The organism is Chryseobacterium luteum, from assembly GCF_000737785.1.
In the GTDB taxonomy this organism is placed as follows: domain Bacteria; phylum Bacteroidota; class Bacteroidia; order Flavobacteriales; family Weeksellaceae; genus Chryseobacterium; species Chryseobacterium luteum.
In genome coordinates, this window is the sequence record NZ_JPRO01000001.1 from 492,139 (window position 1) to 509,515 (window position 17,377).

At 37.7% G+C, this 17,377-nt stretch carries 19 protein-coding genes; 6 read left to right on the forward strand and 13 right to left on the reverse strand.

Annotated elements, in window-relative coordinates; all coding sequences use genetic code 11:
* Positions 1-32: 32 nt before the first annotated feature.
* The 8 genes from IX38_RS22845 to IX38_RS02305 form a co-directional block, all read right to left on the reverse strand.
* The gene (locus tag IX38_RS22845) at positions 33-203 is read right to left on the reverse strand and encodes a hypothetical protein (protein WP_165570691.1); all 171 of its coding nucleotides are present in this window, start codon (positions 201-203) and stop codon (positions 33-35) included.
* A gap of 97 nt (positions 204-300) precedes the next feature.
* Positions 301-462, reverse strand: coding sequence for a bacteriocin-like protein (locus IX38_RS22850; RefSeq protein WP_165570692.1), 162 nt, complete (start codon positions 460-462; stop codon positions 301-303).
* A 201-nt stretch (positions 463-663) separates the two neighbouring features.
* A complete protein-coding gene (locus IX38_RS02280; protein WP_034701213.1) occupies positions 664-1,614 on the reverse strand; it encodes an isopenicillin N synthase family dioxygenase in 951 nt (316 codons plus the stop codon).
* A 275-nt stretch (positions 1,615-1,889) separates the two neighbouring features.
* Positions 1,890-2,243: a hypothetical protein gene (locus IX38_RS02285; RefSeq protein WP_034701214.1), complete on the reverse strand. Its 354-nt coding sequence runs from the start codon at positions 2,241-2,243 to the stop codon at positions 1,890-1,892.
* Positions 2,244-2,454: 211 nt separating this feature from the next.
* On the reverse strand, positions 2,455-2,883 hold the full coding sequence (locus IX38_RS02290; protein WP_034701215.1) for a hypothetical protein: 429 nt from the start codon (positions 2,881-2,883) through the stop codon (positions 2,455-2,457).
* Positions 2,880-3,152: a hypothetical protein gene (locus IX38_RS02295; protein ID WP_034701216.1), complete on the reverse strand. Its 273-nt coding sequence runs from the start codon at positions 3,150-3,152 to the stop codon at positions 2,880-2,882. The genes IX38_RS02290 and IX38_RS02295 overlap by 4 nt, the downstream gene beginning before the upstream one ends.
* 32 nt (positions 3,153-3,184) lie before the next feature.
* Complete coding sequence (locus IX38_RS02300; protein ID WP_034701217.1) at positions 3,185-3,457, reverse strand: hypothetical protein; 273 nt, start codon at positions 3,455-3,457, stop codon at positions 3,185-3,187.
* Positions 3,409-5,298, reverse strand: a complete 1,890-nt coding sequence (locus tag IX38_RS02305; RefSeq protein WP_034701218.1) for a hypothetical protein — start codon at positions 5,296-5,298, stop codon at positions 3,409-3,411. Before IX38_RS02305 ends, IX38_RS02300 begins: the two co-directional genes overlap by 49 nt.
* Positions 5,299-5,426: 128 nt before the next feature.
* Between IX38_RS02305 and menD the strand changes: the two genes are divergently transcribed.
* Complete coding sequence (gene menD / locus IX38_RS02310) at positions 5,427-7,103, forward strand: 2-succinyl-5-enolpyruvyl-6-hydroxy-3-cyclohexene-1-carboxylic-acid synthase (RefSeq protein WP_034701219.1); 1,677 nt, start codon at positions 5,427-5,429, stop codon at positions 7,101-7,103.
* Here the strand turns inward: menD and IX38_RS02315 are convergent.
* Positions 7,100-7,726: an aminotransferase class IV gene (locus tag IX38_RS02315; RefSeq protein WP_034701220.1), complete on the reverse strand. Its 627-nt coding sequence runs from the start codon at positions 7,724-7,726 to the stop codon at positions 7,100-7,102. The two genes, menD and IX38_RS02315, sit on opposite strands and share 4 nt — an antisense overlap.
* On the reverse strand, positions 7,710-8,687 hold the full coding sequence (locus IX38_RS02320; RefSeq protein ID WP_034701221.1) for an aminodeoxychorismate synthase component I: 978 nt from the start codon (positions 8,685-8,687) through the stop codon (positions 7,710-7,712). Before IX38_RS02320 ends, IX38_RS02315 begins: the two co-directional genes overlap by 17 nt.
* Positions 8,688-8,703: 16 nt before the next feature.
* Between IX38_RS02320 and IX38_RS02325 the strand changes: the two genes are divergently transcribed.
* From IX38_RS02325 to IX38_RS02340, 4 genes are all read left to right on the forward strand, one after another.
* Entirely contained in the window at positions 8,704-9,456 is a 753-nt protein-coding gene (locus IX38_RS02325) for a hypothetical protein (RefSeq protein ID WP_228377897.1), read from the forward strand.
* A 72-nt stretch (positions 9,457-9,528) separates the two neighbouring features.
* Positions 9,529-10,266 carry a hypothetical protein gene (locus tag IX38_RS02330; RefSeq protein WP_034701222.1) on the forward strand — a complete coding sequence of 246 codons (738 nt, stop codon included), beginning with the start codon at positions 9,529-9,531 and terminating at the stop codon, positions 10,264-10,266.
* Between the two features lie 17 nt (positions 10,267-10,283).
* Complete coding sequence (locus tag IX38_RS02335) at positions 10,284-11,375, forward strand: AI-2E family transporter (protein ID WP_034701223.1); 1,092 nt, start codon at positions 10,284-10,286, stop codon at positions 11,373-11,375.
* 2 nt (positions 11,376-11,377) lie between these two features.
* Positions 11,378-11,605: a DUF3820 family protein gene (locus tag IX38_RS02340; protein ID WP_034701224.1), complete on the forward strand. Its 228-nt coding sequence runs from the start codon at positions 11,378-11,380 to the stop codon at positions 11,603-11,605.
* Positions 11,606-11,684: 79 nt separating this feature from the next.
* Here IX38_RS02340 and uvrB read toward each other — a convergent pair whose 3' ends face one another.
* A complete protein-coding gene (gene uvrB, locus IX38_RS02345; RefSeq protein WP_034701225.1) occupies positions 11,685-13,676 on the reverse strand; it encodes an excinuclease ABC subunit UvrB in 1,992 nt (663 codons plus the stop codon).
* Between the two features lie 126 nt (positions 13,677-13,802).
* Here uvrB and IX38_RS02350 point away from each other — a divergent pair, with 126 nt between their 5' ends.
* The gene (locus tag IX38_RS02350; RefSeq protein WP_034701226.1) at positions 13,803-15,020 is read left to right on the forward strand and encodes a PQQ-dependent sugar dehydrogenase; all 1,218 of its coding nucleotides are present in this window, start codon (positions 13,803-13,805) and stop codon (positions 15,018-15,020) included.
* A gap of 67 nt (positions 15,021-15,087) precedes the next feature.
* Here the strand turns inward: IX38_RS02350 and IX38_RS02355 are convergent, their stop codons facing one another.
* Both IX38_RS02355 and IX38_RS02360 read right to left on the reverse strand, forming a co-directional pair.
* Positions 15,088-16,245, reverse strand: a complete 1,158-nt coding sequence (locus IX38_RS02355; protein ID WP_034701227.1) for a pyridoxal phosphate-dependent aminotransferase — start codon at positions 16,243-16,245, stop codon at positions 15,088-15,090.
* Between the two features lie 5 nt (positions 16,246-16,250).
* On the reverse strand, positions 16,251-17,330 hold the full coding sequence (locus tag IX38_RS02360) for an FAD-dependent monooxygenase (RefSeq protein WP_034701228.1): 1,080 nt from the start codon (positions 17,328-17,330) through the stop codon (positions 16,251-16,253).
* Positions 17,331-17,377: the final 47 nt, after the last annotated feature.

Consider the following 17,377-nt stretch of genomic DNA (forward strand, 5'->3'; position numbering starts at 1 on the left):
AGGATGGCTTTCACATATAGATCAGATTGTTTCTAATGAATAACAGGCTCTTCACCATCGGGGCAAATAAATTCATTGCGGCACAAGGCACGGTAAGTAATTCCATCACTGCATACATAAACACAGTCTCCGGGAAAAGGATAACTTATTCCTCCTGAAATAGTTTTCAGTTTGCTTTTATTCAATCTTTTTAAATTTTTCATATTATTGGTAATTAAATGATAGTAGTGATTCTGGATTTTTAATAAGATAAAAACCGTTCCTTTTGGAGCGGTTTTTTATTCGGTCTGATTTTCAATCTTACATACTGGTATCCGGGCATGTGAAATCATCACTACAGGTGGCGCAAACTACGGTGCCGTTGCAGTAATACATGCAGAATTGAGGTTCCGGAAGTTTAACTCCTCCTGCTCCGGAGATGCTTTTTAACTGGCCTTTGTTTAGTTTTTTTAGATTTTTCATATTGTTTTAATTAAAAATTTGATAGTAACGTAAAGTTAATTAAAATATTTTAACTAAAACAAGATATGGTAGGCTTTGCTGTTAAATTTTTAAGGAGAAAAAAAATATCTGTATTAAAAATTAAAGTCAATAATTGATCTGAAAGTTGTGGCTACCTATTGATAACCACAACTTTCAGATCAATTATTGACTTTTTTATTGTTACTTTTTGATAAGTCCTAATTCTATCAGTCTTTCATGTAAAAATTCTCCTGCGGTAGTATCTTCATACAGCTTCGGATTGTTTTCATCAATACAGTTTTCAAGAGCGTTGAGTGACATTTCACTCACCGGATGCATAAAGAATGGAATAGAGTATCTTGAAGTTCCCCATAATTCTCTTGGTGGGTTAACCACTCTGTGAATGGTAGATTTCAGCTTGTTGTTGGTATGTCTTGATAACATATCTCCGACATTAATCATTAATTCGTCCGGTTCTGCAATGGCATCAATCCATTCTCCGTTGTGGTTTTGTACCTGAAGGCCTTTTCCCTGAGAACCCATCAACAGAGTGATCAGATTAATGTCTCCATGCGCCGCAGCTCTTACCGCATCATCCGGCTCCTGGGTAATTGGCGGATAGTGAATAGGTCTTAAAATAGAGTTTCCTTCAGCGATCTTGTTGTCAAAATAAAACTCATCTAAGCCAAGATACAGAGCTAAAGCTCTTAATACATACTGGCCTGTTTTCTCAAGCATCTGATAGGCTTCTTTACCTACTTTGTTGAATTTCGGGAGTTCTTCAACGATCACATTATCAGGATATTCGGATTTGTATTTTGAATCATCAGACACGTACTGTCCGAAATGCCAGAACTCTTTTAAATCTCCCTTTTTAAAACCTTTTGCAGTTTCTTTACCGAATCCTACGTAACCTCTCTGGCCACCGATTCCTGGAATTTCATACTTCTGCTTGGTTTCTGTTGGAAGTTCAAAAAAGTTTTTCACCTCTCCATACAATTCACTCACAAGCTTATCGTCAAGGAAATGTCCTTTTAAGGCCACAAAACCAATTTCTTCATAAGCTTTTCCGATTTCATTTACAAATTTCTGTTTGCGTTCCGGGTCACCCGAAAGGAAATCACGCAGGTCTACACTAGGTATTTTATCCATTTTAGAAATTTTACGTGATGCTAAAATACTGTTTTTTTGAATGATCTTAGAGCCTGTTTAAATTTTATTCAAATATTTTATATGTATTATCATGTGTTTTTCAAATACATTAAATCCAATAAATTGTTTATGAAGGAATCCTTTTTAAGAAATAAATATCAAAAATATTTTTTATAACTTCTTTAGTAAATTGATTGATGCTCTTCCTCAAAATGTTTTTTAGAAAAGCTCCTACTTTACTATCTTTCCCGATTTTTCATTCACTAAACAGGTGTTTATGTGTTTACTGGATCAAAAAAACCGTCTTGGTCTTCCTCTAATTGTAATAATTTATTTTTATCTTTTTTATATAATTCAATATTCTCTTCAGTAGAAATAGCAGTCATCATTTTATATACATTTAATGTGTCTCTCTCAATAATTATTGGACCATTGCCTGCTAAAAAATTAGAAAAATCTTCTTTAATATTTTTTACCTGCCAATAAAATACCCACCCAAAAGGATGATCTTCTGTAAGATGATCGTATATAACTACATCTGGCTCTCCTCTACCATTCCAGACTATTAAATTGTTTTGATAATCTACAAAACGTTGCATTTTTGCTCTTGCTTGTTCTTTTGTGTGCATAATATTTTCGTCATAATTTTAGTCAAATCTTTTTCTTTTCTCAAGCTTCTATATAGATATTAAATTCTGATTATGATACTTCTTCAGGGCTATCCGAAAAGGTCCTCTTAAAGATATTAAAACCAACTATACAAATTTTATTAAGTCACTTCATCGGTAAATTCTTTCTTAAAATAAAAAAGCCGTTTCGATTACAAAACGGCGTATATTGTTATTCTTTATAAACATATTTTAACGGCTTATTAACAGCAGTATGCTCTTCAATTAACTTTTTGAAGCCTATTATACGGTTAATTAAACTATCAATTGGATTTAGTTTAGAATAAAGATAATAAGTTATCCCTTTATATTCAAACGGTTCACTTCCATATTGCTGTGGAAATCTTTTTCTTTTTTCCTCTTTGAATGGATCAAAATCTGGGTGTTTTAGTAATTCTTCTATTCTTGTATCTAAAGTTGGAAGAATTTCATGGAGCTCAGAAACTGTTATTCCAAAGTCTTGTTCCGCATCTATTCTTTGGAGAATATTATTTTTTAAATCAGAAGAAATATTTAGATTTAAAAAAGGTTCTTTTATAAAATCTAAAGTTGCACTAAAATTTCTTTTTTCATTGGTGTCAAATATTATATAAATTTTCATTGTTTTGATTGTTTTAAAATTACTATTACTGATTCTTTTGTCTCATACCCATCAATTTTTTGAAAGCCTCTTTTTTGCATTGTTTTATAAAATCTTGTATTTTTAACAGCTTTTTCAAAATCATACGTTTCTTCAAACACTTCATAAAACTGCTTGTATCCTAAAGATTCTCCTCCCGGATAATCAGACAATTGCTTCCATTCCACTTTTATCGTTTTTATTTTCCCCCCAAAATGGTTAAATGCTTCATCGGTAAATTTTTGTCCCAATCCTTTTACTCCGTAAGTATTAAAATCAAATTCTAGTTCTCCACCCCATACTCTTGCAGAATTCTCCCAATAAATCTTTCATCGGCCACCTTCCAAATAATTTGGTCTTTATATATTAATATCCTATACTTCAAACCTTTGTAGTAATGATATATACTTTTAAGCAGACCTGCTTTCTCAAAATCTGTAAGTGGTTCTATAAGCACACGTTGTATAAATTCTGCTGCTTTTGCTGGTGAAGCATAATATACTCTACTCAGAAAAGCTCCTGCTTCTGCTTCTGTACCTGTTTTACTATATGCCATTTATAATAAACCTCATAGAGATTATCTCCTGCTTTTCTTACAGTAATTTTTTTCTGAGTAAGATTTTTTATTATATACTCAAAATTTGCATCTGAAGAAGAAAAAAACTTTACTAATTTTCTTAGTAATCCATTTTTATCACCCACTAAAACCACTTCTTCTATTACATTACTGGGATTCCTCAGTTGATAAGCATCTAATTCTATCACCAGTTTTTCCAGCTGTTGTGTAAAAATAAAATGATTTTCTTTTAAATTCTTGAGGCTTTTTATTTTGTCCAAAAGAACGGGCCCATGTGTTAAAATTCCCTCAATCATCACCATACTTAAAATTCCTGCTCCTACCAAAGCATAAATGGTATCCCAGTTTTCTACAAACCATTTTCCGCCAGGTAGATCGGCTATCCATTTTTTTATATCCTCATTCATTAATGCTAAATCTATACTTGCCAAACCTATGTCTGCAATAGCCAATACAGAGAGGTTACCTGTAAGTCCCATGCTCATAAATCCTGCTAGAATGGCCAAAATGTCTCCACCAATGCGGATGTTCTGCATGACTTCTGCCCATTCTTCCTCGTCTGCAATGGCTTTTATAAATAAAGCTGTTACCAGATTCGCTTTTTCCAGCGCTTTATCTGTAAAATGAACCAAATTCATAGGATGATAAAAATAACCAGGATCTATATTCTGAGTTATGATTTCTTCAGCCAGCGGATCTCCTTCTTTCGGGACCATTTTTACATTCCGCTTCACTTTTCTTTTCTGTCGCAGAAAGACGGCGTCTTTATAATCGAAATCCCAATCCAAACTCTCAATTCCATTGATGGTATTCAGGGTGTCGTTCAATTCCAGAATATTACTTTCTATAAAATAACCGTTACCATTTAAAAGTGCATTTTTAGTTATTTTGCTTTTAGAATTGACATCTCTTTGGGCAAATACATTCAGTACAGAAGTAAAAAGAATACGGTTGGATTTAAGCTGCCCCAATACTTCTGAATGTCCATCCAGATTATCATAAATTTCGGTAAGCAAATTGGGATTTTCCCAAAAATAATCCACTGCTTCCTGAAATTTTCTAAACATCCCCATTACTTTTATTAAAAGTGAAGTAGTGTCTTTTGTCCAGCTAAACCATCCTGTATCATCCTCTTTTGCTAATATTTTCAGATGATTTACCACTACATTGGTAGGGAGATGTATTTTTATAATAAAACTGGGTGGCATATCTCCATATACTTTGTATAAATCATCTGCTCGGCCAGAGCCTTCTAAAAAATGGGTAAATTCCCTGATGAAAAATGATGAGGCATCATAATCTGTTTCCACATTTCCATAGCCCAGATAGAGTAAAAGATTTTTGAATTCCACAAAAGAATGTGTTCTCAGCTCTACGGCATCCTGCATAGTGTCTTCGTAACGCAATGTAAGGGTATAAGTAAGCCTGTTATTTTCATCAAAAAATATTTCCATGCGGGGTTTATCTAATCCCAGGCTTTGAGAAACTTTTACCATCCCGTTTTTGAGATAAATCTTGGCGGAAACTCCAATGTGTTTTTCTCCATCCATGATATAGGTTTGAGCTATATCCTGAAAATATTCTTTGAATACATATTGCATTTCCCCTCCTTTTCCTCCGCTATAGCTATATTTTATATCTTCCAGTAATTTGGTTAGGTTAATGTATTCATCATCTTTGGTTTCTGTTTTTTCTGAATTCTGTATTCCTGAAAGTCCTTGCAAAGGATTTCTATTTCCCTTAAACCCTTTGCTTACCTCTTCGAAAGACAAAATTTTAAAACCCGATAAATCCTCGAATTCGTCGTCAATTTTTTTCATTTTCTTTGTGTTAGTTGTTCTGCTTGGTTTTACATTTGTTTTTTGTTTCTCTTACTCAAATGTAGCAACAAAACCTGACGTGTTAAAGTTTAGTTTAAGAAGTCAATAAAAACATTTAATTTTGCTGTATGAAAAAATATTCTTCTAAGAGAAGTATTCAGATACTTGCCCATCTTCTTCAGCAGTACGGAATTTCAGATGTCATCATTTCCCCGGGATCTAGGAATGCCCCTCTGGCGATCCATTTTTCAGAAATTGATGCCTTCAACTGTTTCAGTATTGTTGATGAGAGAAGCGCTGCCTTTGTAGGAATAGGAATGGCTAAGAGTGAGAAAAAACCGGCAGTGATCACCTGTACCAGCGGTTCTGCCGCAGCCAATTATTATCCGGCGGTTACAGAAGCTTTTTACCAGAATGTTCCCCTTCTGATCCTGACAGCTGACCGACCTACGGATTTTGTGGATATTTTTGACGGACAGACCATCAGGCAGAAAGATATTTTTCATCAGCATTCTTATGGGGATTTCCAGCTTTTGGAAGACAGCAAAGAAAATGCAGAAGACATTAATTTTGACATTATTAAAAAAGCCATCGAGCTCTGTTTTGAAAAACAGGGACCGGTACATATCAACATTCCATTGGAAGAGCCTTTGTATGAGCTGATTTCTGAGCTTCCATCTTTTCCAACCGTTGAAAAAACGATTAGGCACAAGGAATATGAAATTCCTTCAAACCTCATAGCAGACTGGCATACCTCACAAAGGATCATGCTTTTGGTGGGAACCAGAGATTACAGCCCGGAGCTGGAAAGCCAGCTGACTCAACTGGTGAAGAATCATTCTGTTGTGGTATTGAGTGAAGCAAATTCCAACCTGTATCATGAGAAGTTTTTCAGGCATATCGACCGTTATATTTTTAATTTTACAGAGGAAGACTATAAAACCTATGCTCCGGATCTTCTGATCACAGTGGGACAGAATGTGGTTTCTAAGAAAGTGAAACAGTTCCTGAGAAGTGCACGTCCGAAACAGCACTGGCATCTGGATGAAGTATGGCAGCCGGATACATATTTCTCCCTGACAGAAAAGATCGAAGTGAAGCCTGAAGTTTTCTTTTCCAAACTGTTGAAATTCATCAATCTTGAGCCCAGACCTTATTTTAATCTTTGGGATGTTTTAAGGGATAAAAAAGATGCCAAACATGGCCAGTTCCTGAATAAAGTTGAATTTTCGGATTTCTATTTCTTCAATAAAGCTTCACAGACCATTCCTGAGAATTATAATATCCATTTCAGCAATTCATCAGCAATCAGATATGCTCAGCTGTTTGATTTTGGAAAAAGAAAAATATACTGTAACAGAGGAACAAGCGGGATAGATGGTTCTACCTCTACGGCAATGGGGTTTGCTATTAAAAATGCAAATCCAACGCTTCTTATTACAGGAGATTTAGGATTTTTTTATGACATTAACGGACTTTGGAACCAGTATATACCGCCGTTTGTAAGAATCATCATTTTCAATAACGGAGAAGGAAATATTTTTAAAATCATTCCGGGACCCGGTAATGCAAATCCAAATACATTAGACGAATTTATAGCAACAAAGCACCGCAAAAATGCTGAACATCTGGCAAAGCATTTTGGCTTTTCCTACATTAAAGTGGAAGATGAGCCCACGCTGGACAGGGTTCTGGAGAATTTCTTCAAGCCTGATCTGCAGCCGAAAATCCTTGAAGTAAATACATATGGGAAAAACAGTGCAGATATTCAGAAGGCTTATTTTGAGTTCATGAAAGAAAATTAAAGGTCGAGATATTCTTCGTTACCCGGCAGATTCGTAATCCTGTCAATAGGGTAAATAAACATATCATCAAAATCATTCAGGGCATTAATCAGCTGAAAATGAGAAAACTGCTTAATGTTCTGAAGGGTGATTTCAGTTTCTTTTATCTTTTTGTGTTTCAGAAGGTTCTGTCTCTGTACCCCGTTCAGAAGATAGGTCGCTGGTGTAAACCAATCCTTGCCTTTCAGGAAGAGAATGTTGGAAAAAGAAGTATCGGTGATATGGTTGTTTTTAACAATGATGATCTCTTCGGCTTTTGACTTCATTTTCATTTTGTCCAATTCCTTACGGTCCTCAAACTTGAAAGAATAGTCGAAACTGTTATTTTCAACCAGCTGGAAGCTCTGTATTTCAGGAATGGCGTACGGGATCATCATTGTTCGTATCCTTTTATCCAGGTCATAGGAAAGCCTCAGTTTGAAAAGACCGTCTTCATCATGTTCGAGATTTTTGAAGATCTTGGCCAGATCAATAGACCCCTCTTTCCCGAAATGGGCAAAAGTCTGGTTAACACGTTTCTGATGTAGTTCCAAAAGAAAAATCTCCTGGTCTTCTACTTTTATGCTTTCAATGAATTGGGACATAGATTTTATTTTTCATTTCCTGATATTCGTCTTCTAACTTGCTCATATGGGTTATACCGCCGCCGCTTTTGAAATAAAGCTGCCCGCCTTCTTTTTCAATAAAGCGTATCATCACGCAGCTGTCCAGGTTTTCACCGTCAAACCAGCCGCAGACTCCGGTATAATATCCTCTGTCATACCCTTCTGCGTCTAAGATTATTTCCAGTGTCTTTGGCTTCGGAGCTCCAAGAATTGATCCGGCAGGAAGCAGTTTCTGCATTATGCTGCCTATCTTTCCTGCAAACTCCGGCTTTACGTTTCCTGAAATTTCAGAACTCATGGCATACAGATCTTTCTGCTGTGTCCTGATGAGGTCTATATGCTGAAACTGGTCAACCTTCACATTATCTGCTACCATGCTGAGGTCATTCCGCAAAAGATCTACCACCGTATAATGCTCTGCTTTCTCTTTTTTGTCATTTTTCAAAACTTCAGCCGCGTTTTCCAGGGAGGCGTCAATGGTGCCTTTCATGGGATACGTTAAAATTTTACCGTCTATAATCTTTACAAAAGTTTCAGGAGAAAAAAATACGAAAAAATCTTTATAAAACACTTTGTACTTCGCAATTGAGTGATGAAAAATTTCTTCGAGGCTTAAATTGGTCTGAATTTCAGTCTTTCTGGTGTAATTCACAAGATAAGAATTTCCCAGACGGATATTTTTCTGAACCTTGTCAAATCCTTTTTTAAAACTTTCAAGCGGTTCCGGAAATGGAGTCCATTCAATTTTTTTATTGAGTTCGTGTCTTTGTGCTGAGGTTGAAAAGCTTTGAAAATCAATTATCAAGCCTAATTTTTCAATCTCATTTTCCCTGTAGACTTCCACGTTTTCCGCAAGGAAATCGATCATGAAAAAGTACGGAACCTTCTGAAGGGAAAGTTCGTCCATTTCCATAAATTTTTGATGATTCATTGAAAACATCCTGCAAAAATAATTAATGATGATTACTTTTGCAGAAATTTTTTTGATGCAGAGCAAATATCCTCAGAAACCGGGAATAGATTTTATATTGAAGCAGGCTTTTTTCTATTGGAACAAAACATTGGTTTTTCAGCTAATGTTTTCAATCGTTTTTTTCGCAGTGTTTTTCACCTTTATGTTTTTCTTTGCTGCCAGGTTCGGGCTGTGGGAGCAGAATCAGGAACTCGCAGAAGCGCTGCAGCAGGGAACGGCGGTGTATCTGGAAAAATTAAAGGCAATGGGCAGTACTGACAATTATCAGATGTTCAGTTTTGCTCTTTTAGGAACAAGTGCTTTCCTTTATCCGCTGAATTTGGGACTGTTTCAGATTTTCCGGAAAATAGATCTTAATGAAAAAATTGAGATGGGTGATCTGTTTGCCGGATACAATGGCTTTAATTTTTTTAAATATCTGGGATATTTCATCTTTTGGGTAATGGTCTACAGGTTAACCATGCCCACTATATTTCTTGCTGTGATTTGGGTCTGCATAACGATTTTTGTTGCTCCTCTGATGTTTTTTGCCAATAAAAGGATTTTTGAGGCAATTTCATTGAATATTCAGGCATTAAGAACGTATTTTTTAGAGATACTGGTATGCGTTATTGTCGCTGTTTTATTCAAATATATTGGCTTTATGCTGTTTTTTGTGGGTGGCCTGTTTACGTTTCCTTTTTGGAATGCGATCATTTACTCACTGTATAAAACTGTTTTCTCGGAAAAAAGTTAAATTTTACATGGGTTTAATATGTTTTTATGCCAAAAAAAGTTAATTTTGGGAAAAATCATTAAATATTAAACTATGTCAGAATTTAACGAATTTGATCAACAGGGATCCGTTCCAAACAGAGATACGGGATCTATCATTTCGCATTCTTTTGAAATGTATAAGGGCGTTTTTCTTTACGGAATCGTTGCTATGGTAATTTACATTATTGGCGGTTTCATCATCCAGGCCGTTAGCGGATTTAACTCTGCGTCTATTATGGAGGAGATGAGAGATGCGGGTGGAGACTATTCGGGTTTCAGCTACTGGAATGCTCCGGGATTCTCGCTGTACCTTTCATTATCCGGCCTTTTCGGGATTTTGCTTGCTCCCCTATACGTAGGTCTGATTTACATTGTTAATAAGTATAACACTAAAAGCAAGATTGATTTTGCAGACCTGTTCATCGGGTATAAACAAAATTTTGTAAATATCCTGATCTACAGTATTCTTTCAGGGATTATTTCAAGTGTTGCCATGGCACTTTGCTTCTTCCCGTTTATTTTTGTTTATCCATTCCTTTTACTGGGCTATCCGATCTTATTGTTTGAAAACGCATCAGCTACTGAAGCCTTAGGGAAGTCTTTCAATATTGCAAAAGAGAATTACGGAACGTTTCTTGGTACTACTGTGCTGGGAGGGCTGATCTCTATTGCCGGAGTTGTTTTATGCGGTATTGGTGTCATTTTAACAGCACCTTTCATGATGATCGTAATGTATTCTGCTTACTGTGCATTTTTAGGAAAGCCAAGGCAGATCGAATTTAAAAAATAAAAAGGAAATATAAACAGATGATAAATAAGGATAAACAGATAAGCAATGTCGCGATAAAACAGGTTGCACTGCTGGCTATAATTCTGGTGCTGACCGGATTGATCTGTTTTAACCTTTCACTGTTTATACCGTCAGTGCTTGGTGCGATCACTATTTATGTTGTCTGCAGAAGGTATAATTTTTATCTGCAGGAAGAGAAAAAATGGAAACCCTGGCTTTCGGCACTTGTGCTGATGCTGGCAAGTCTTATTATCCTTATTCTTCCGGTCTATTTTATTGCCGACCTGCTGATCGAAAAGCTGGGTAATGCCCAGGTATATATGACTAAATTCAATGTGTTTCTGGATAAAATACACTCGTATATCTATTCAAAAACCAGTATTGATATTCTCAGCAAAGAAAATATGGATAAAGTGAAGAGTTCTGCCGGAAAATTTTCCACTTCGGCAGTCAGTGGGACATTTAATACGCTTACCGTGGTAATGTCCATGTACTTTATTCTTTATTTTATGCTGGAAAGACCAAAGCTGTTTGAAAAAATCCTAAGTTCTTCCGCGCCTTTGAAAAGGGCAAATATCTCTTTGATCGGTGCTAAGCTGAGAAAGCTGATCATGGCCAATGCCATCGGGATTCCTGTTGTAGCTTTAGGACAGGGGATTGTAGCGCTTGTAGGATACTTTATCTTTGGAGCGCCCAGCGCGGTTCTTCTTTTTGCTTTAACGGCTGCCGCATCAATGGTTCCTGTTGTGGGAGCGGCTATTGTATATATTCCTGTATGTATTTTTATGATTGCTGAAGGCAATACAGGTCAGGGATTAGGCTTGGCTGCTTATTGTTTAGTGGTAGTAGGACTTACAGATAATCTGCTCCGGTTTACACTTTTAAAGAAGCTCGAAAATATCCATCCGCTAAATACCGTGTTCGGAATTATCATGGGAATGAATTTATTCGGTTTTATGGGATTGATTTTCGGTCCTATCCTTATTTCGTTTACCCTGCTTCTGATCCAGGTTTACAGAAATGAGTTTTCGGATGAAGATACTCCGCCTGAACTTGAACTGCCGGATAGAGACAATGATCAGGAAGGACAGATTAATTTAATTGTTTAAAAGTGGAAGGTGTAAATTCAGAAATACTAAAAGAGATCTGCATCGTAAAGATGCCTTTCGGAAAATATGAAGGAACGGTGCTTGCCGATCTTCCGGTAAGCTACCTGGAATGGTTTAACAGAAAAGGAATGCCTAAAGGAAAATTAGGAATGCAGCTTTCTACCGTTTACGAAATTAAGCTAAATGGCTTGATGGATCTTCTGATACCGATCAGGGCTTCCTTAAGATAAGAAACGGAGTCTTTTATGTTAAAATATAAATTTGGGGCGGCATCGAAGATGCCGCCCCAAATTATTGCAATGCAATTAATTACTCTTTTAAAGCTGTGATTTCATCCCTAAGTTTGGCGGCTTTTATAAAATCAAGATTTTTAGCGGCAGCCTCCATTTCTTTCTGCTTCTGTCCGATGATTTTTTCAATGTCTTTATTCCCATAGCTGGCTTTTGTTTCCGCTGCTTTCTGAAGAATTTCCTTCTGCGTATATTTTGGATCAGGGAAATCTTTACTTCTTCCCACAAGATTTTCAGAGATCTTTTTATTTAAGGCCGTAGGAACAAGTCCGTTCGCTTCATTGTGCTGGATCTGCTTATTACGGCGATATTCTGTCTCATCCAAAGCGGCCTGCATAGACTTGGTAATCTTATCGGCATACATGATCGCTTTTCCGTTAACATTTCTTGCGGCACGTCCTACAGTCTGGATCATTGATCTTCGGCTTCTCAGCATGCCCTCTTTATCAGCGTCCAGAATAGCAACCAGGGAGACTTCCGGAAGGTCAAGTCCTTCCCTTAACAGGTTCACTCCAATTAAAACATCAAAAAGTCCCAAACGTAGGTCCTGCATGATCTGGATACGCTCAAGCGTCTCTACATCTGAGTGGATATATCTTGTCCTGATCCCGAATTTCATAAAATATTTCGTAAGTTCCTCTGCCATTTTCTTCGTTAAGGTCGTTACCAGAACTCTTTCGTCGGCATCTGATCTTTTCCGGATTTCTTCCATTAGATCATCGATCTGGTTCAGACTTGGTCTTACCTCAATGACAGGATCCAGAAGACCTGTCGGACGGATGATTTGTTCAATGTAAGCTCCTCCTGTTTTTTTAAGCTCATAATCAGCCGGGGTTGCAGAAACATAGATCACCTGATTTTGCATGGTTTCAAACTCTTCAAATTTAAGAGGTCTGTTATCCATAGCAGCAGGAAGCCTGAATCCATATTCCACCAAAGCTTCTTTTCTGCTTCGGTCACCGCCGTACATGGCGTGCACCTGGGGAATGGTAACGTGGCTTTCATCAATGACCATTAAAAAATCTTTTGGAAAATAATCGATCAGGCAGAACGGTCTTGAGCCAGGAAGTCTTCCGTCCAGATATCTTGAATAGTTTTCAATCCCGGAACAGTAGCCGAGCTCCTTGATCATTTCAAGATCAAGCTCTGTCCTTTCCTGCAGTCTTTTTGCTTCCAGAGGCTTTTCGATAGAATTGAAGAAGTCTACCTGCTTCACCATATCATCCTGGATGCTTCTGATCGCTCCGTTTAAAGTTTCCTTTGATGTTACAAAGAGATTGGCAGGATAGATCTGGATCTGGTCAAAATTAGCTTCAACATTGCCGCTTACGGGATCAAAGCTCTGGATTTTTTCAATTTCATCTCCAAAAAACTGAATTCTTACCGCATTATCAGCATAGGCCGGGAAAACATCAATGACATCTCCTTTTACGCGGAACGTACCTCTTTGGAAGTCTCCTAGTGTTCTGGAATATAATGCATTAACTAAAGAATGCAGAAGCGCCGTTCTGGTCACTTTTTCTCCGATGGCTAATGTAATAAGCGACTTATGAAATTCTGACGGGTTTCCTATACCATAAATACAGGAAACGGAAGCTACAATAAGAACATCCCTTCTCCCAGAAAGCAGACTGGCTGTTGCAGAAAGACGCAGTTTTTCCACTTCTTCATTGATGCTCAGATCTTTTTCAATATAAGTTCCGGTTGTTGCAATATAGGCTTCCGGCTGGTAATAATCGTAGTAGCTGACAAAATATTCAACGGCGTTATCGGGAAAGAATTCCTTAAACTCCATGAATAACTGTGCTGCCAGGGTTTTATTATGAGCAAGAACCAAAGTGGGTTTTTGTACATTCTGCACAACATTTGCGACGGTAAATGTTTTTCCGGAACCCGTCACCCCAAGAAGGGTCTGGTATTTTTCGCCGATCTCAATGCCTTCGGTAAGCTTCTCAATGGCTTGCGGCTGGTCGCCTGTAGGTTTATATTCTGATTGAAGATTAAAATTCATAGGAAATGATGTATACAACAAAAATACGAAAGAAATTTTTAGCCTTCATAGAGTAATAAAAATTTACGCATGCAAATTTTTATGGCATTATTTTTCTATTTATCTTTTTACCCTAATCACAACACTATGAAATTCAATCAATTTTATGTACCCGCACTCAGTGTTTTTTTACTTTTAACTTCATGTAACAAGAATAATGCGAGTGCCCAGCAGACAGGAAGCGACGGCAGTGTAGAAACCGAAAAACCGAATACCAGCTATAAGCCGGCTTTCAAAGGACAAACCAGAATTAAAGCTGTAAAAACCACGGCTGCCTACAAAGTAGAAGTCCTTAATAAAGACCTTGGCCGGCCCTGGGGAATTATTAATCTCCCCGACGGAAGGTTTCTAATTACCGATAAAAACGGCCATATGAACGTAGTTTCTACAGATGGAAAACAAGTCTCTAAAATCGAGGGATTCCCAAAAGTAGATTCAAAAGGTCAGGGAGGAATGCTGGATGTAGCACTTGATCCGGACTTTAAAACCAATAATATTATTTATTTCAGCTTTTCAGAACCGTTCGGAGAAGGAAACCTGACGTCGGTAGCGAAAGGAAAACTCTCGGCTGATCTTAAAAATATTTCAGGAGTCAAAGTTATTTTCCGGGCAGAACCTTCGTATGACGGGGATAAGCATTACGGAAGCAGACTGGAATTTGACAAAGACGGAAATTTATTTGTGAGTACAGGAGAGAGGTCTGATAAGGAAACAAGAGTTTATGCCCAAAAAACAGATAATTATTTAGGGAAAATTCTGAAAATTACCAAAGACGGTAAACCTGCTCCCGGAAATCCGTTTATTGGGAAACAGGGATATAAGCCCGAAATCTATGCCTATGGTGTAAGAAATCCACAGGGAATGGCAATAGATCCGAACGGAACGCTTTGGGATGTTGAAATGGGACCAAGAGGTGGCGATGAAATCAACCTGATACAACCCGGGAAGAACTACGGCTGGGGAGATGTAACCTATGGAATTGAATATTCAGGGGCAAAAGTAGGAAATGGAATTACCCAAAAAGAAGGCACGGAACAACCAGTTTACTACTGGGATCCAGTAATCTCACCAAGCGGAGTAGCCTTTTATACAGGAAACATGGAAGAATGGAAGGGGAACCTGATGATCGGATGTCTGAGCGGCGAGCATATTAACAGGATTGTAATGAAGGATAATAAAGTAGTGGGAGAGGAACGCCTTCTTGCCGATCAAAAAGAACGCTTCAGAGATGTTCTGAATGGGATGGATGGCAACCTGTATGCAGTTACAGACAGCGGTAAATTATATAAAATTTCTAAAAAATAAATTGAAGGCCTCCCGGAAATTTCCGGGAGACCTTTAAAAATTGCTTTTTTTAACTTAATTTTTAAATTTAAAAACTTCTGATAATTCGGTCAAGTCCCTCCTCTAAAATTTCCTGAGAAGTAGAGAAGCAGATCCTGATATGCCCTTCCGCCCCTTTTCCAAACCACTTTTCAGAGCCGGGAACTACAGCTACTTTCCCATGCTGAAGGACGTGCCGGGTGAATTCGTCGCTGGTCAAATTATTTTTGATCTCCGGAAATAATACAAAAGTAGCTTCAGGTAAATTAGGACTTAAGATTTCCGAACGGCTGAGAATATTAAAGGCGAGATCTCTGTTGTGCTGAAGATGGCTCAAAAAATCTTTATACCACGGTTTAGCTCTTTCCAAAGCTACACTTCCTGCGATCTGTGAAAGTGTTGATACACCTTCTATCGTAGAATTGAAATTAGATTTCTCTATAAAATCATCCAGAATTTCCTGATTGTTGCACAAAACAGCACCGATCCTCAGGCCTGCGATTCCAAATGATTTTGAAAATCCGTAAACAGTAAAGCTCTTTTTCTTTGCCTCTTCCGAAACTGATGAATAAGTATGGAAATCCCTATTGTCATAGACAATGTCGCTCCATATCTCATCACTCATGACCCAAAGATCATGGGCGGCGGCAATTTCGGAGAATTTTTTCAGAATTTCCTTAGAATACACCTTTCCAAGCGGATTATGGGGGTTGCAGATGCTGATCAGTTTGGTTTTCGGGTTGATGAGATGCACCAGCTTTTCAAAATCTATAGCTCCTGTTATGTGATCTACGGGGCATAGTTTCACGGTTCCGCCTGCCGCTTCCACCGATTTTTTGAACAGAAAATCTACCGGATCTAAAATAATGGCCTCGTCTCCCGGTTTCAAAACATAGGATGCGATCAGGAACATTCCCTGCGCAGCACTGTTTACTGCCAGTACGTTTTCAGGAGTAAAATTCCCGTGTTTTTCTGTATTAAAGTGGTCTGCAACGCTTTTTTTAAACTCAGGAAGCCCGGAAAACGGACCATAGCTGAGGTAGCCGTCTTTGATGTATTCAATAATTCCCTGCTCTATTTCCGGGGCTGTTCTGAAGTCCGGATCCGCGGCGGTAAGCGGGATAACGCCTTCTTCTATCGCGGCCCATCTTCCATTATAGGCTTTTCTTTTTAAAGCTTCAAAATTGATATCGTTATTCGTAAACATTCTCTTTATTTGTAGGATATGGGTAAAATATTTTCTGTCTGCTGATGAAGGGGTTTTAGAAACTGGTCCAGCAAAATCCTTCCATTTCTGATGTGGGTCTCTATTTCCGGTTTTCTTTCAGTTTCATATTTAATGAAAGCATTAGCCGTGTTTTTTTCTGAAATTAAATACTGAGTCAGAGAAAAAGAATCCTTTAACGCAGAGGTCACGCCCTGGCTTGTAAAAGGAATAAGCGGATGTGCAGCATCTCCGATGAAAACAATATTGTCCTTGTGAAAGGAATTAAGCTTTTCCAGCTCATACACCCTCCATAAATGAACATTTGCATAATCTGATTCTTTGACAATAGAAGATACCACAGGATCCCAGTCGTTAAAAACTTCAAGCATATATTTTTTCAAATTGTCAGCGGAGCATTCTTCACTTATTGTGTACTTCTCATTATCAAACTGGGAATACCATAAAACCGTATCTTCAGAAAGCTTCAGGATTCCAAAGGCCAGTCCGCCGTCCTCATGATGGTATTTCATAAAATTGTTCTCCAAACGCGCAGCAATGTCTCGGGATTTGATGATGTTGACGATTTCGTTTTCCTGGACGGTTTTCATGATCTCATCCTTGAATATTTCCCTTCTGATGCGGCTTTTAGAACCATCCGAAACAATCACGAGATCAGAATTTATATAAGTTCCGTCCTGCTTTTTCAATTTCCCTTTTTGGATATTGCATGGAGCGACTGTTTCCTCATAGGAGATCTTTTCGGCCGGAATATTCTGAGCAAGGATTTTGATCAGAGCGCTTCTTGAAATCACGAAAACATCCTGGAGATGCTTTTCTGCAAGAATTTCCCCTGTATGGGAGTACCGGATATATTTTTTTAAAAAACTACCCTGCTTAAAAAGTACGGAAAGGTCTATGATCTGTGAAAGATATTCTATACCCTCTTTCGGAAGCAGAAAGCCATGACCGGTAAGATCATATTTTTTTCTCCTTTCGTAAACGTGGTAATCTAATTGGTGTTTCTCTAAATAATTCGCTATGCTTAAGCCGGATATGCCGGCGCCCACGACAGCAATTTTGTTCATTTTGGAATAGTGGATTTTTCAGTTAGTGTTTCAGTTTACATTTACTG

Bases quoted from the DNA above. Each gene is read 5' to 3' on its own strand.
- IX38_RS02285 (WP_034701214.1), bottom strand. From the start codon at position 2,243: ATGCACACAAAAGAACAAGCAAGAGCAAAAATGCAACGTTTTGTAGAT.
- IX38_RS22845 (WP_165570691.1), bottom strand. From the start codon at position 203: ATGAAAAATTTAAAAAGATTGAATAAAAGCAAACTGAAAACTATTTCA.
- IX38_RS02330 (WP_034701222.1), top strand. From the start codon at position 9,529: ATGTCAGAATTTAACGAATTTGATCAACAGGGATCCGTTCCAAACAGA.
- IX38_RS02290 (WP_034701215.1), bottom strand. From the start codon at position 2,883: ATGAAAATTTATATAATATTTGACACCAATGAAAAAAGAAATTTTAGT.
- IX38_RS02305 (WP_034701218.1), bottom strand. From the start codon at position 5,298: ATGAAAAAAATTGACGACGAATTCGAGGATTTATCGGGTTTTAAAATT.
- menD (WP_034701219.1), top strand. From the start codon at position 5,427: ATGAAAAAATATTCTTCTAAGAGAAGTATTCAGATACTTGCCCATCTT.
- IX38_RS02320 (WP_034701221.1), bottom strand. From the start codon at position 8,687: ATGTTTTCAATGAATCATCAAAAATTTATGGAAATGGACGAACTTTCC.
- IX38_RS02280 (WP_034701213.1), bottom strand. From the start codon at position 1,614: ATGGATAAAATACCTAGTGTAGACCTGCGTGATTTCCTTTCGGGTGAC.
- uvrB (WP_034701225.1), bottom strand. From the start codon at position 13,676: ATGAATTTTAATCTTCAATCAGAATATAAACCTACAGGCGACCAGCCG.
- IX38_RS02360 (WP_034701228.1), bottom strand. From the start codon at position 17,330: ATGAACAAAATTGCTGTCGTGGGCGCCGGCATATCCGGCTTAAGCATA.
- IX38_RS02355 (WP_034701227.1), bottom strand. From the start codon at position 16,245: ATGTTTACGAATAACGATATCAATTTTGAAGCTTTAAAAAGAAAAGCC.
- IX38_RS02315 (WP_034701220.1), bottom strand. From the start codon at position 7,726: ATGTCCCAATTCATTGAAAGCATAAAAGTAGAAGACCAGGAGATTTTT.
- IX38_RS22850 (WP_165570692.1), bottom strand. From the start codon at position 462: ATGAAAAATCTAAAAAAACTAAACAAAGGCCAGTTAAAAAGCATCTCC.
- IX38_RS02335 (WP_034701223.1), top strand. From the start codon at position 10,284: ATGATAAATAAGGATAAACAGATAAGCAATGTCGCGATAAAACAGGTT.
- IX38_RS02325 (WP_228377897.1), top strand. From the start codon at position 8,704: ATGATGATTACTTTTGCAGAAATTTTTTTGATGCAGAGCAAATATCCT.
- IX38_RS02350 (WP_034701226.1), top strand. From the start codon at position 13,803: ATGAAATTCAATCAATTTTATGTACCCGCACTCAGTGTTTTTTTACTT.
- IX38_RS02300 (WP_034701217.1), bottom strand. From the start codon at position 3,457: ATGGCATATAGTAAAACAGGTACAGAAGCAGAAGCAGGAGCTTTTCTG.